At 72.0% G+C, this 13616-nt stretch carries 11 protein-coding genes; 1 reads left to right on the plus strand and 10 read right to left on the minus strand.

Annotated elements, in window-relative coordinates; genetic code table 11:
• Positions 1-3: 3 nt before the first annotated feature.
• The 7 genes from D7Y15_RS06940 to D7Y15_RS06970 form a co-directional block, all read right to left on the minus strand.
• A complete protein-coding gene (locus D7Y15_RS06940) occupies positions 4-1266 on the minus strand; it encodes a ParB N-terminal domain-containing protein (protein ID WP_121752069.1) in 1263 nt (420 codons plus the stop codon).
• Between the two features lie 124 nt (positions 1267-1390).
• Complete coding sequence (locus D7Y15_RS06945) at positions 1391-2104, minus strand: polymer-forming cytoskeletal protein (protein ID WP_121752070.1); 714 nt, start codon at positions 2102-2104, stop codon at positions 1391-1393.
• 3 nt (positions 2105-2107) lie between these two features.
• Positions 2108-2431, minus strand: coding sequence for a polymer-forming cytoskeletal protein (locus D7Y15_RS06950; RefSeq protein ID WP_014397641.1), 324 nt, complete (start codon positions 2429-2431; stop codon positions 2108-2110).
• Between the two features lie 63 nt (positions 2432-2494).
• Positions 2495-2836, minus strand: a complete 342-nt coding sequence (gene bacN, locus D7Y15_RS06955; RefSeq protein ID WP_120537550.1) for a bactofilin BacN — start codon at positions 2834-2836, stop codon at positions 2495-2497.
• Positions 2837-2889: 53 nt separating this feature from the next.
• Entirely contained in the window at positions 2890-3726 is an 837-nt protein-coding gene (locus D7Y15_RS06960; RefSeq protein ID WP_120598237.1) for an alpha/beta hydrolase, read from the minus strand.
• Positions 3727-3738: 12 nt separating this feature from the next.
• Positions 3739-5625: a tetratricopeptide repeat protein gene (locus D7Y15_RS06965; RefSeq protein WP_368667317.1), complete on the minus strand. Its 1887-nt coding sequence runs from the start codon at positions 5623-5625 to the stop codon at positions 3739-3741.
• A gap of 5 nt (positions 5626-5630) precedes the next feature.
• Positions 5631-8129 carry an ATP-binding protein gene (locus tag D7Y15_RS06970; protein WP_120579814.1) on the minus strand — a complete coding sequence of 833 codons (2499 nt, stop codon included), beginning with the start codon at positions 8127-8129 and terminating at the stop codon, positions 5631-5633.
• A gap of 457 nt (positions 8130-8586) precedes the next feature.
• Between D7Y15_RS06970 and D7Y15_RS06975 the strand changes: the two genes are divergently transcribed.
• Positions 8587-10149 (plus strand): hypothetical protein, encoded by a 1563-nt coding sequence (locus D7Y15_RS06975; protein ID WP_121752071.1) that lies wholly within the window; start codon positions 8587-8589, stop codon positions 10147-10149.
• Between the two features lie 9 nt (positions 10150-10158).
• Here the strand turns inward: D7Y15_RS06975 and D7Y15_RS06980 are convergent, their stop codons facing one another.
• The 3 genes from D7Y15_RS06980 to D7Y15_RS06990 are packed head-to-tail and all read right to left on the minus strand — an operon-like array spanning position 10159 to position 13615.
• A complete protein-coding gene (locus D7Y15_RS06980) occupies positions 10159-10899 on the minus strand; it encodes a TlyA family RNA methyltransferase (protein ID WP_120579807.1) in 741 nt (246 codons plus the stop codon).
• Positions 10896-12722: a 1-deoxy-D-xylulose-5-phosphate synthase gene (locus tag D7Y15_RS06985; RefSeq protein ID WP_120579808.1), complete on the minus strand. Its 1827-nt coding sequence runs from the start codon at positions 12720-12722 to the stop codon at positions 10896-10898. Before D7Y15_RS06985 ends, D7Y15_RS06980 begins: the two co-directional genes overlap by 4 nt.
• The gene (locus D7Y15_RS06990) at positions 12722-13615 is read right to left on the minus strand and encodes a polyprenyl synthetase family protein (protein WP_120579809.1); all 894 of its coding nucleotides are present in this window, start codon (positions 13613-13615) and stop codon (positions 12722-12724) included. The genes D7Y15_RS06985 and D7Y15_RS06990 overlap by 1 nt, the downstream gene beginning before the upstream one ends.
• Position 13616: the final 1 nt, after the last annotated feature.

Genomic DNA, 13616 nt, shown 5'->3' on the forward strand with positions numbered 1-13616 from the left:
GGCCTACAGACCCTCCAGGTACGCCACCAGCTGCGCCGAGTAGCGCAGCTGCATCAGCAGCTCCGCCTTGCGCGATTCGTCCAGCGCCGCGAACACGTCCGCGAGCAGCGACAGGTCCTGATTGAGGGCGCCCATGCGCTGCGCGACGTCCACCGCCAGCTCGTCCGCGTCGATCTCCTCCTCGACGCCCTCCGGAGCCAGCGTCTCCTCGGTGGCGAGCGCCTTCTCCAGCATGTCGCGCACCGGCGCCGTCAGCCGGCCTTCGGCCTCCAGCGACTCGCGCTTGGCCTCCAGCACGTCGTGCTCCACCGGCGAGGCGTGGATGGCCTCCGCCAGGGACAACAGGAGCGCGTCCTCGTCGGACAGCTCCTCGTGCACGCGCACCTGGACCTGGTCGCGCTTGAGGAAGCGCAGAGCCGCCACGCGCCGGAAGCCGCAGATGAGCTGGTAGCGCTCCTCGCCGCGCGGGCGCACGTCCACCGGGAACAGCTGGCCCAGTCGAGCCAGGTCCGTCGCCAGCTCGGACACGTCCCCTTCGTCCCGCAGGCGGAACGTGGTGTCCTCCTCCAGTCGCTCCAGCGGCAGCACCATCGCCGTCACCTGTCCCATCACGCGCGGCTCGATGGCCTGCGCGTGGGGCTCCCCATCCGAAGTCGCCGCGCCGTCGTTGGCGCTGTGTTCCGAACCGTCTCCGGAGCCCATGGAGCCCGCGTCCTCCTGGCTCGCACGGCTCGCCACGTCCCAGATGCCGGCGCTCAGCAGCGCGTCATCCGCGCCCGACACCGGACCGGAACTCGGCTCCGCCACCACGTCCTTCGCCTCCCCGCCACCGTCGCTGCCCGTGGCGGAGGCGTCCTGGACGCTCTCGCCCGAGGGCAGCTCCACGTAGCGGCCGGGGCCCGAAGAGGCCTCCGCGTCCGCCGGGGTGCTGGTGCTCTCGCCCTGCACGGTCGCCCCGGAGCCTTCCGGTTCGCCGCCTTGGGCGGATGCTCCACCCGACGTCGCGGCGTCCCCGGCGGGAGTCTCTTCCCCGGTGCGGCCCGGCGACTCGCCGCCCTCGGGGCGTGTCTCCGGCTCACTGGAGGCTCCGGCGGCCGTGCTGGCCTCGGTCGCGCTCACGGCGGCCTGCCCACCCTCTCCGGGCAGGTCGGTCTGGGCCCCGCCCGCTTCAGCCTGGGGGGCACCTTCCGGCGTCACGTCTCCACTCGCGCCCTCGCCATGCTTCGGCGCGGACGCGTCAGCCGCTCCCTCCTGCTGGGACGGCATCGAATTCTCTCCAGGTGTGCCCGGCATCCCTTCCTGTCCCTCGGCCCTGTGCTCGGCGTCCATGGTGGCACCCCCGGTTGTTCCACCCGCGCGCCGCCGGAAACGACGGCGCGGCGGGCGGGCTCTAACGGGACTTCTTCACCACGACCTTCTTCTTCGCGCCAGCACCCATCACGCGGGAAAGGGGCGCGCCGGCACTGCTCGCCTGCTCAGTGACTGCCGGACGCGGAGGCTCCGGAGCCCGGGTCGTGGTCGCGGCGGGCGGCGGGGGCGGCGGCAGCGGCTTGGCCGACGGACGGGCCACGACGGTGGCCGGCGCCGACGCGGGCTGAGTGCGCGCGGGAGGCGGGGGCGGCGTCGGGGCGGCGCGCGGCGGAGCGGCCGGCGGCGTCGGAGGACGCGGCGGGGTGGCGCCCGGACGCACCGTGGGACGCGTCACCGCCTGGGGACGGGCCACGGCGGGGCGTTCGGACGGCAGCCGGCCCGGTTCCACGTCTCCCATGTCCACGCGGCCGCGGAAGCTGGCCCCGTCCACGATGATGACGCGGGGGGCGCGGATGTCGCCCACCATGCGGCCTTCGCGGGTGAGCTCCACGCTCTCCGTGGCGTTGATGTTGCCCACCACCACGCCGCTGACGATGGCGTTTCTCACCGCCACGTTGGCCTTCACCACGCCGGACGGCTCCACGATGAGGGTGCGGCTGAGGGTGAGTTCACCCTCGACGCGCCCGCGGACCGTGAGGTCCTCGTCACCCGTGAGCCGACCGCTGATGAGGATGGAGGGCCCCACCACGGTGTTGTCGACGGCGTTGCCTGCAAGATCCTTCGCGGTCGCCACGGATCAGCGCTCCTTCATGTCCATGTCGACGTTGCCCTTGAAGGAGGCACCGTCGGCGATGAGGATGCGCGGGGCCTTGATGTCGCCCACCACGCGGCAGTCCGTCTTCAGCTCGACCTTGTCGGTGGCGGCGATGTTGCCCGTCACGCGGCCGGCGATCTCCACGTTCTGCGTCTCGATGTCCGCCTCGACGACGCCCGAGCCCTCCACGTAGAGGCTCTCCTTGAGGGAGATCTTCCCCTTCACGGTGCCCTGGATGACCAGGTCCTCGTCCCCGGAAATCTCCCCGTCGATGACGATGCTCGAGCCAATGATCGTATTCGCCATGAGTGTTGTCCGCCTTCTCGAAGCTGTGCGCCTGGGGGGCCGTGGGTCGGTCCCCGGTGGATGCTAGATGTCGTCCGGCAACTTCACGTCCATCTCGATGGAGCCGTTGAACACGGCACCATCCTCGATGACGACCCGTGGGGCCTTGATGTCGCCGGCCACCTTCGCCGAGGCGTTGATGGCCACGCGCGTGGAGGCGTCGATGTTGCCGCTCGCCTCGCCGTTGATGGTCAGTTCCTCGGCGCGGATGTCCGCCTGCACCTTGCCGGTGCCTTCGATGGTGAGGTGGTTCTTCAGGGCGATCTGCCCCTCCACGCGTCCTTCGATGACCAGGTCCCCTCCGCCCGTGAGGTTGCCCCTGATGACGATGCCCTTGCCAATGATGCCCGTTTCACCCTGTGCCATGAGGTGATCCTCGCCAGCGCCTGCTCCGTCGGGAGCGGGGCGACCTGATTATGTCAGAGATGCGCGGAGATCCAGCCGGAGATGTCCTGGAACACCGTCGCGCGGTCCCGCTCGTTGAGCGGCTCGTGCCGCATGCCGGGGTACTCCTTGAACTTCTTGTCCGCCGTCCCCGCCGCCTCGAAGAAGGCCCGCGCCGCCGCCGGCAGCGCCACCCCGTCCTCCTGGCCGCACAGCACGAACAGCGGCACTTGAATCTTCGGCGCCAGCCCGAGCGTCTGCGCCTGGGCAGCCGTCGACTCCACGAACCAGCGGGGCGTGGCGAAGGGCACGTAGAGCGGGTCCGCTCCGACTGCCTTCTGGATGTCCGGGTCGGTGCTGAGCATCTCCGGGGCCAAGCCCGAGGGGACCTTCATCCACGGCACCAGGGTGCCCACCATGCGCGCGGCGAGCACCTTCGCGGCCGGCGGGCTGATGGCCAGCTTGAGGTAGGGCGCGGAGAGGATGGCGCCGGAGAGGCCTTCCAGTCTCCCGGTCAGGGCGTGCGCGGCCATCAGGCCGCCGTGGCTGTGGGCGAGCAGGAAGATCTTCTCGTTGCCCGCGGCCTTGCGCACGCGCTGCCAGAAGCCGTCCAGGTCGTCGAGGAACTCGGTCCACTTCGCGGCGTAGGCGCGCCGTCCGTCCGCGCGGCCGTGGCCCCGGTAGTCGAAGCCGTGCACGGCGAAGCCGTCCTGCACCAGCGCGTCGATGACGGGCCGGTAGCGGCCGATGTGGTCGCCGTAGCCATGGACGATGGCGACGTGCGCGCGCGGGGGCGCGTCCGGCAGGTCGAGCGTCCAGAACAGCCGGGTGTTGTCCTTCCCGGTGAAGAAGCCTTCGTCGTGGCGGGCCATGAGCCCGGGACCTTAGCGGCCCGGCGCGGTCGAGGGTAGCGCCTTCAACTTGCGCTCCAGGGTGGTGCGCTGGTCCGCGGGCTCGGCGGCCTCCGGCTCCAGCGTCAGCACCTCCAGCGCGCGCTTCCAGGTCCGGACGGCCTCCGGGGCGCGGCCCGCCTTGAGGTACGCGTCCCCCAGGTGCTCCAGGATGGCGGGGTCGTCCGGGGCCAGCTCCACCGCGCGCTCCAGGACCTCCACGGCCTTCTTCGCGTCGCCACGCTGGAAGAGGACCCACCCCAGCGAGTCCACGTAGGCCCCGTTGTCCGGCCGGAGCGCCAGCGCGCGGCGCACCAGCCGCTCCGCCTCGTCCAGGTCCCGGCCCCGCTGCGCCATCACGTAACCCATGAAGTTCAGCGCGGCGGAGTGGTCTGGCTTCAGCGCGAGCACCGCCCGCATGCGAGACAGCGCCCCCGCCACGTCGCCCTGGCGATCCAGCAGGGTGGCCAGGGCGAACTGCAGGTCCTGGTTCCTCGGCGCCTTCGCTACGGCATCCCTCAAGAGCGCGAGCGCATCCGGAGCCCGGCCCTGGCGCTCCAGCAGGGTGGCCAGCGCGTCGTACGCCAGCGCTCCGCCCTCCCCCGCCAGCGCCTCGCGCAGCACGCCTTCCGCTCGCGCCGCGTCCCCGCCGCGCTCCAGCGCCCGGGCGTAGCCGACGCGCACCTCCACGTCGTCGGGCGCTTCCGACATGGCCATGCGGTAGAGCACCAGCGCGCGCGGGTGGTCTCCCACCAGCGACAGACAGCGGGCCTGGCGCACGCGGGCGTCGGGGAACACCTCCGAGTCCGGGGGCACGCCCGCGAAGTCCGCGGCGGCGACGGAGAAGCGGCGCGTGCGCTCCGCGACGAGGCCGGCGTAGTACGAGAGACGGGGCTCGTCCGGCGCGTCCTTGCGCGCGGCGTCCAGCACCTCCTTCGCGGCGGCGGACTCTCCGGAGGACAGGTAGCTGAAGGCCACCCGCACGGCCAGCTCCGGCGACGCGGAGAGCGACAGCAGCCGGTCGAAGTAGGCCCGCGCCCGGGTCGCCGACCCGCCCTTCAGCGCGGCGCGGCCCGCGGACAGCAGCACCTCCCGGCTGTCCGGATCCGCCTCCAGCGCGCGGGCCAGCGCGTCCTCCGCCTCCTTCGGACGGCCAGAGTCTTCGTAGAGACGGGCCAGCGTGGACCACACCTCCACGTCACCCGGGTCGCGCTCGGAGGCCTTCGCGAGCAGGCGCTCGGCGCGGGCCGCGTCGCCGCGCTCGGCCAGGACGAGCCCCAGCCGCCGGTAGCCGGAGGCCTCTCCCGGCAGCGCGTGGGCCAGCGACTCCACCACCTTCACTGCCTCGTCGGGGGCCTTCGCGTCCAGGTACAGCTGAGACAGGACGAGGTACGCCTCCGGCTCGCGGGGACGCAGGGCCACCGCGCGGCGCAGGTGCTGCTTCGCGCGCGCCGTGCGGCCGGACTCCAGCAACACCCTGCCCAGGAGCACGTGGGCGGCGTAGTGCGTGGGGGCCTTCTCCACGGCCCGGCGAAGTTCGCGTTCGGCGCGCTCCAGGTCACCCAGGCGCGCGTACTCCTCGCCCAGTTGGGTGAGGAGGGTCGGGTTGCCGTCGTCGGTGGCGAGCGCCAGCCGCAGCTCGTCCACCGAGGCCCGGTGGTTGCCCTCCAGGTGCATCAGCCGCGCCTGGAGGTAGTGCGCGTAGCTGGCGGACGACGCGGACGGCTCGTCGTCGCGGTCGCTCGAATCCATGGCCTCGCGCATCGCCTCGCGGTCGACGTGCGGGGCCGGGGCCTTCCTCGCGGGCGCGGCCCCCGAACCTCCGGCGGCCAGCGCGAGGCACATCACGGCGGCACGGCTGAGGAGCGGGAGCGGGCGCACGCGGGCTAGTGGACCTCGGGAGGCGGCGCTCCCAGCTTCTCCAGCAGCTTCTCCACCGGATCGCTGTCCTGGCTGACGTCCGCCATGGCGGCCCGGTACTCGATGGAGGTCACGTTCTCCACGTCCGGCATCAGGCGGTTGATGACCGTGCGCGCCGCGTCCGCGTTGCACTCGGGCAGCACCACCGCGAAGACGCCCAGCCCCAGATGGGCGATGGAGTCCGGGTGGCGCACGCGCTTGCGCATCACCTCCGCCATGTTGGGCGGCATGGCGTCCAGATCGCGGTCCGGACGCAGCACCGCCAGCGTGAGGGCGCGGTGGTAGCGGCGGCTGCGGGCCACCTCCTGCTCCAAGCGCAGGAGCAGGCCACGGCGGTCGAGCAGGCCCGTCACCGGATCGCTGCCGGTGCGCCGCTGCAGCGAGTTCGTCTTGTCCTGCTGATCCTTCTCACCCCGGCTCAGCTTGAGGGCGCGCTCGGTGCGGTTGAGCAGCTCCACCGCGTTGAAGGGCTTGGCCATGTAGTCCACCGCGCCCAGGTTGAGCGCGCGGACCTTGTCGGCCACGCCCTGGTGGGCGGACAGGAGGATGACCGGGATGTGCGCCGTGTCCGACGAGGACTTGAGCGCCATGGCCGCGTCCAGGCCGTCCAGCTTGGGCAGGAACACGTCCATCACCACCAGGTCCGGCCGTGAAGCGCGCGCCTTCGCCAGGCCCTCCGCGCCGTCGCGAGCGACCTCCACGCGGTACTTCGAGCGCAGCACCTCCGACAGCACCGCCGCGATTTCGGGCTCGTCCTCCACCACCAGCACGCGCGGCTGCTCGGGCGCGGCGCCGGGCGCGGGCTGCGGCCGGGGGTTGCGCGCGGCCTCCTGCGCCAGGGGCAGCGTGAAGACGAAGGTGCAGCCACCGTCGGCCGGGCTCTCCGCCCAGATTTCACCGCCGTGCAGCTCCACGAACTCCTTGCAGATGGCCAGCCCCAGCCCCGTGCCCTTGGGCCCGTGGCGGTAGCGGTCGAAGACGAGGTGCAGTTCGTCCGGGGGAATGCCCACCCCGTTGTCGCTCACCATCACCCGCACCGCGTCGCCGTCCGGCCGCGACAGCCGCTGCGTGCGCACCACCACCACGCCCGGGTCGCTGGCGTGCTGGATGGCGTTGCTGATGAGGTTCTGCAGCACCTCGTGCAGCTTCACCTCGTCGCCAATCAGCATCAGGCTGTCGGGGCACTCGGAGCGCAGCGACACGGCCTTCTCCGCCGCGAGAATCTCCAGCTCCGCCACGGCGTCGCGGCACAGCTGCGCCACGTCCAGCACGCGGGGCTCGATGGACAGCCGCGCCGCCTCGCCCTTGCCCTTCTCCAGCAGGGACTCGACCAGGGTGAGGATCTTCCGGCCCTGGCGGATCATCGCCTCCGCGGACTGCTTCTGCTGCGTCTCCAGCGGCCCTTCCAAGAGCAGCCGGCCGTGCCCCAGGAGCACCTGGAGCGGCGCGCGCAGGTCGTGGCTGCACACCGCGATGATCTCATCCTTGAGGCGGTTGAGTTCCTTCAGGCGGCGGTTCGCGTCGTTGAGTTCGCGGTAGCGCTCCACGTACGCCAGCTCCAGGTCCTCGCGCTTCTTCTTCACCGCCGTGTGCAGGCGCGCGTTGCGGATGGAGTTGGCGAGCACGCCCGCCACCGCCTCCGCGAACTCCTGCTCGTCGCGGCCGATGGACGCCTCGCCCTTGGACACGCGCAGGAAGAGCGCGCCCAGCAGGTCGTCCTGACAGATGAGCGGCTGCACCAGGATGGACTTCACGCCCTGCGGTAGCAGCGACGTGCGCACCTCCGCCATCAGCGGGTCGCGCTGCGCCTCTTCAATCAGGACGGGCTGCCGCGTCTCCAGCGCGCGGCGCAGCTCCGGGTAGCGCGCCACCTCGATGTCCAGCTGGACGAGGCTCGGGTCCTCCTGCGTCGCGACAACCGTGGCCGTGCGCGCGTGGCTGCCCTCCACCAGCACCACCGAGCAGCGGTCCGTGCCGGTCACCTGGCCGACCTTCTCCACCGCGATGCGGAGGATCTCCTCCAGCTCCAGCGAGCTGGTGGCCGCCTGGGTGATTTCGAGCAGCATCCCCATGCGCATCCGGATGCGCTCCTCGCGCTCCTTGAGCCTCCAGGCGCGCAGGGCGGACTCCAGCCGGGGCACCAGTTCGTCGGCGCCGCGCACGAAGTCGTCCACGGCCAGCCGCTTGAAGGCCTCCGCCGAGCGCGCGCGGCCCTGATCCACCAGCACCGGCAGGCGCTGGAGCTTGTCCGTCTTGCGCACCGTCTCCAGCAGCTCCGCCGCCCGCTTGGCCGTCACCGCCAGGAGCACCACCTCCGGCTGGAGCTGATCCACCATCTCCGCCAGCCCGGTCTCCCGCTCCGTGGAGGCGCACTGGTAGCCACTCGCCGTGAGCCGCTCCACCAACGCGTCACCCGCGGCCTTGGCCGCGAGCACCAGCACCCGCCCCCGCTGCTCAGACGACAACATCTCGATCCTCACGGCGCGCCTCCGCCCCGCCCAGACTGGGAACGACGTCGCGAAAACCCGTTGGGTGCGAAAGGGGTCATGGTCGATTCCGGATCATGCCGTCTAACCCGTCCGCGGGCCAGCGGTTGAACGGGGCTCTCCTCAAGCAAGAGGGGTGGGAAAAGGCGCGCGACGTATACCCCGGACCGGTGTTCTTCCTCCGGAATCCCGCACGCGCGTGACGGTCCGGTGACCGGAAACCGCCCGCCCATCCCTTGTAGCGGTGGAATCCCACGAAAACAGCCATACTGTCACTTTCTTCCGGCACCACCCTCGCCGTCCGGCCGGAGGCAGGGTGGGCGGGCAGGCGCCGGCGGAGGTTTTCAGGGCTCTCGCGATCAGGGTTGCGTGGGATGGGCGCCGTAGGGACGTGGCCCCGCCCGCTTCCCGGGGGAGCGCGGTAGAGTGCGAAACCATGCACTCCGTCCCTTCGCGCCCGTTCGCGCCGCGGGCCTTCCTGGCCTCGCTGACCTTCTGCGCTTCCGTGTTCGCCGCCTGTGGTGGTGAGAAGCCGGCTCCCACTCCGGACCCGCCGACGGTGACCCTCACCGTGCCGCAGCCCAACACGGCGGCCCCGTCGCTGACGGTGCGGGTCATCGTGTCCGGGTGTGACGCCGTGTCGCGGGTGGACATCTACGACAAGGACACGTTCCTGAAGACCGTGCCCTACACCAGCGGGTCCATGGACTTCGAGCTGGCCTCGAATGAAATCAAGTACACCCGCGGCCTCGCCGTGAGCCTGTCGCTCAACGCGCGGGCGACGTGCTCCGACGGCCGGACGAACTCGTCCCAGCCGCAGGCGGCCACGTTCCTGCCGGTGACGAAGGTCATCAAGGATCCAGACCCCAACGGCCAGGTGGTGACGGACTTCTTCATCGCCGAGGGCAGCGGCACCAACGTCGCCTTCATCGGGTGCGGCAACCCCACCACGGGCTCCGGCACGCTCTTCCGCGTGGACTCGGCGGGCGTGGTGCGCAACTCGGTGGAGCTGGGCATCCCGTGCAGCTCCTCGACGGTCATCACCAGCATCAACCCGACGAGCGGCAAGCGGTGGGTGTGGACGCCGGGCTCGGGCGCCGTGGCGGTGGACTCCAACTTCGCCACCTCCGGCCGCACCGCGGCCACGTACAAGCTGCAGCAGCTGTCGGTGATGGCCAACGGCGACGCGCTGGTGAACGACCTGTACACGGTGTCGCGCCTCAAGCACACGTCGTCCGGCGGCTCCTTCCAGTGGATGTTCGAGAACGCGCCGCTGCAGCCCATCACCCCGCCCAAGGAGAAGGGCCAGCAGGTGCTGGTGGCCTATCCGAACACCGCGGGTGGCGGCGGGCCCGCCTTGCAGATCGAGGTCGCCACCCTGGACGCGAACGCCACGAGCCAGGACCTCCAGCCGGTGAGCACGCGCATCATCTACCAGTACAACGGCCTCATCAGCGCGCCGCCGCCCGCGTCGTTCAGCGTGGATGGTTCCACGCTCTTCATGTCCTTCGACTTCAACAACAACCAGTCTCGCATCGAGGCCTGCTCCACGGAGGCCGCGGGCTGCGAGGGCAACGCGTACCGGTGGTCCAGCACCACCTTCCCGGTGCCCATCCGCTTCCTGCTGCCGTTCAATGGCGGCTCGAAGGTGGCGGCCATTGGCGACCAGCGCGTGTGGTTCCTGAACTCGACGAGCGGCCTCGTCATGAACAAGGGCGGCACGTCCGTGGACGCATCCGGGCAGCTGCGCATCCTCCAGGTGCAGCTGGGCCAGCCGACGAGCGCGGAGTTCTACCTGCTCACCGGCCCGAACGTGGCGGGCGCCCTGCCCCAGGAAATTGTCGCGGTGGACTCCGCCGAACAGGGCGAGCTGTTCCGCTACGAGGTCTCCAGCAGCCTGTCCTGCTCCGTGGATGACAGCGGGCGGCTGTGGATGCGCGTGGGCAACAACCTGGTCCAGGCCCTCACGCTGCCTGAATACCGCGCCGTCAAGCCGTGACGGCGGGCCTCAGGGCCTGTCGGCGACGAGGAGCGCTTCCACGTTGCCGGCGGGCCCGGGCACGGGCGAGTCCATCAACCCGCGCACGCTGAGCCCGTGCTCGCGCACGAAGGCCGTCACGGTGTCGATGGCGTCCTGCCGCGCTGCCGGGTCGCGCACCACGCCGCCCTTGCCCACGCGCTCAGGGCCCACCTCGAACTGGGGCTTCACCAGGGCGATGAGCAGCCCACCCGGTGAGAGGAACGGCAGCACCGACGGCAGCACCTGGGTGAGCGAGATGAAGCTCACGTCGATGACGACCACGCCCACCTTCTCCGGCAGGTCCTCGTCCGTGAGGTAGCGCGCGTTGACCCGCTCGCGGGAGCGCACGCGCGGATCCACGCGCAGCTTCTCGTGCAGTTGGCCGTAGCCCACGTCGATGGCGTGCACCCGCACCGCGCCGTGCTGGAGCAGGCAGTCGGTGAAGCCGCCCGTGCTTGCGCCGATGTCCGCGCCCACGCGGCCCGTCACGTCCAGGCCAAAGCGGTCCATGGCCCCCTTCAGCTTGAGGCCGCCGCGTGACACGTACGGCATCACCTCGCCCTTGAGGCGCAGCTCGGCCTCCACCGGCACGAGGGAGCCGGGCTTGTCCACGCGCTGGTCCGCCACCACCACCTGGCCAGCGAGGATGAGCGCCTGGGCCTTGGTGCGCGACTCGGCGAGCCCGCGCTCCACCACCAGCACGTCCAGGCGTTCCTTCTTCGGCTTCACCGGTTCTCCTCTCCCAGCAGCGCACGGCCCGCGCGCAGCAGGCCCGCCGCATCCAGTCCCAGCTGTGTGCGCTGCACCCGCGCGTCCCCGTGCGGCAGGAAGACGTCCGGCATGCCCAGCAGCGTCACCCGGGGAGACACGCCCGACGCGGCGTACAGCTCCAGCACCGCGCTGCCCAGGCCGCCCCGGACGGTGCCCTCCTCCGCCACCACCACGTGCCCGCCCGCAGCGGCCTCCAGGAGCGCGGCTTCATCCAAGGGCCACGCCCGGCGCGCGTCCAGCGCGCTCCAGTCCGGCTCGCTCCGCACGGCCTCCAGCGCGGACAGACCCAGAGGTCCGAGTGTCACCAAGGTCAGCCGTGAGCCGGGCACACGCTTCAGCCAGCGGGCGCCCGGCATGGGGAGCGCGGCCGGTGTCAGCCGCGAGGCCGTGGAACTCTTGCCCCCCTCCGCGCCAGCGCGCGCGTCGTGCGCCTCAGTCCCGTCCCGTGCCAACTCCGGCGGCAGGTCCGGCAGCGTGCCGCGCGGGAAGCGCAGCACGGAGGGCCCAGAGGCCTGGAGCGCGGTGGCGAGCATGGGCCCCAGGTCCTCTCCCACCACCGGCGCCCACTGCGTGAGACCCGGCAGCGGCCGGAGGAAGGACACGTCGTAGGCGCCCTGGTGCGTGGCGCCGTCCGCGCCCACGAGCCCCGCCCGGTCCACCGCGAAGACGACGGGCAGCCCCGGCAGGCACACGTCGTGGACCACCTGGTCGTACGCGCGCTGGAGGAAGGTGGAGTAGATGACGCAGACCGGCTTCGCGCCCGCCGCGGCCAGCCCCGCGCAGAACGTCACCGCGTGCTGCTCCGCGATGCCCACGTCGTGCACGCGGTCCGGGAAGCGCGCCTTCAAGCCGGTGAGCGCGCTGCCCTCCAGCATCGCGGGCGTCACGGCCACCACGCGCGGGTCCCGCTCCAGCGCGTCACCCAAGACCTGGGCGAAGGCCTCGCTGAACGTGGGCCGACCCCCGCGCGAGCGCACCAGCTTGCCGTCGCGCCACTCGTACGGCCCCATCGCGTGGCCGCGCGTCTGCTCGTCCGCCTCCGCCGGCGGGAAGCCGCGCCCCTTCTTCGTCAGCGCGTGCACCACCACCGGGCGCGATGACGCCTTCGCCTCGCGCAGCGCCCGCGTGAGCGCGCCCAGGTCGTGCCCGTCCACCGGGCCCAGGTAGGTGAAGCCCAGCGATTCGAAGAAGGCGCGGGCGTTGCGCGTGCGCAGGAGCGCCGGGATGGCGCCCACGTTCGCGCTGATGGACATCTGGTTGTCGTTGAGCACCACCACGAGCGGCAGCGGGCTGCCCCCCGCGTTGTTGAGCCCTTCGAAGCTCAGGCCCCCGGTGAGCGCGCCGTCGCCCACCACCGCCACCACGTGGCCCGAGTGCCCCAGCTGCCGCCGGCCGGCAAGCAGACCCAGCGCCGCGGAGATGGCCGTGCACGCATGACCGGCCGCCAGCGCGTCGTGGTGGCTCTCCCGTGGATCCAGGAACGGCGCGATGCCGTCCGCCTGCCGCAGCGTGTGCATCCGGTCGCGCCGGCCGGTGAGCAGCTTGTGCGCGTACGCCTGGTGCCCCACGTCGAAGAGGAGCGCGTCCTGCGGCGTGTGGAAGACGCGGTGCAGGGCCACGACCACTTCGACCGCGCCCAGCGACGCGCCCAGGTGGCCTCCCACGCGGCCGCACGTGGTGATGATGGCCTCGCGCAGCGCCTCGCACAGGCCGGGCAGCGCGTCCTCGGGGAGCGCGCGCACATCCGCGGGAGACGCGACACCGGACAGCACGTCCGCCATCAGGACTTCCGCTCCACCGAGTAGCGCGCCAGCGCCGCCAGCGGACCGTCCACGCCCTCCAGCGGGCGCACCGCCGCCTCCGCCCGGGCCACCAGCTCGTCGGCCATGCGGCGGGACTCGTCCAGCCCCACCACCGCCGGGAAGGTGAAGCGCCCGGCCTCCGCGTCCGCGCCCACCGGCTTGCCCATGGCCTCCGCGCTGGAGGTCACGTCCAGCACGTCGTCGGCGATCTGGAAGGCCAGGCCCACCGCTTCACCGTACGTCACCGCGCTGGCGAGCGCCGCCGCGTCGCCCCCGGCCGCCAGGACGCCCATCCGGCACGCCGCGAGGATGAGCGCGCCCGTCTTCATCCGGTGCAGCCGCAGGAGGTAATCCAAAGCCGCGGCCCGGTCCGCCGCGATGTCCAGCGCCTGCCCGCCCACCATCCCGCTCGCGCCCGCCGCGCGCGCCAGCTCCGCGCACAGGATGCCGCGCACCGGCTCCGGCCCCGAGGCGAGCACGTGGAAGGCCTCCGTCAACAGCCCGTCCCCGGCCAGCAGCGCCACCGGCTCGCCGTAGACCTTGTGGTTCGTGGGCAGGCCCCGGCGCAGGTCGTCGTTGTCCAGGGAGGGCAGGTCGTCGTGCACCAGCGAGTAGGTGTGCACGTACTCCAGCGCGCAGGCCGCGTCCGCCACCACGGCGGCGTCGGTGCTCGACTTGGACACCGCGTCCGCGAAGGCCAGGCACAGCACCGGGCGCAGGCGCTTGCCGCCCGCGAGCAGCGAGTAGCGCATGGACTCCGCCAGCCGGGGCGGCGTGCCCGCGGGACCCAGGCGGTCCGCGCGTTCGAGCAGGAGCGCCTCCACCCGCGAATGCTGCGTGCGCATGAAGGGGTCCAGGTTGAAAGCGGCCATC

The sequence above is a fragment of the Corallococcus sp. AB030 genome (assembly GCF_003668965.1).
Lineage (GTDB): Bacteria > Myxococcota > Myxococcia > Myxococcales > Myxococcaceae > Corallococcus > Corallococcus exiguus.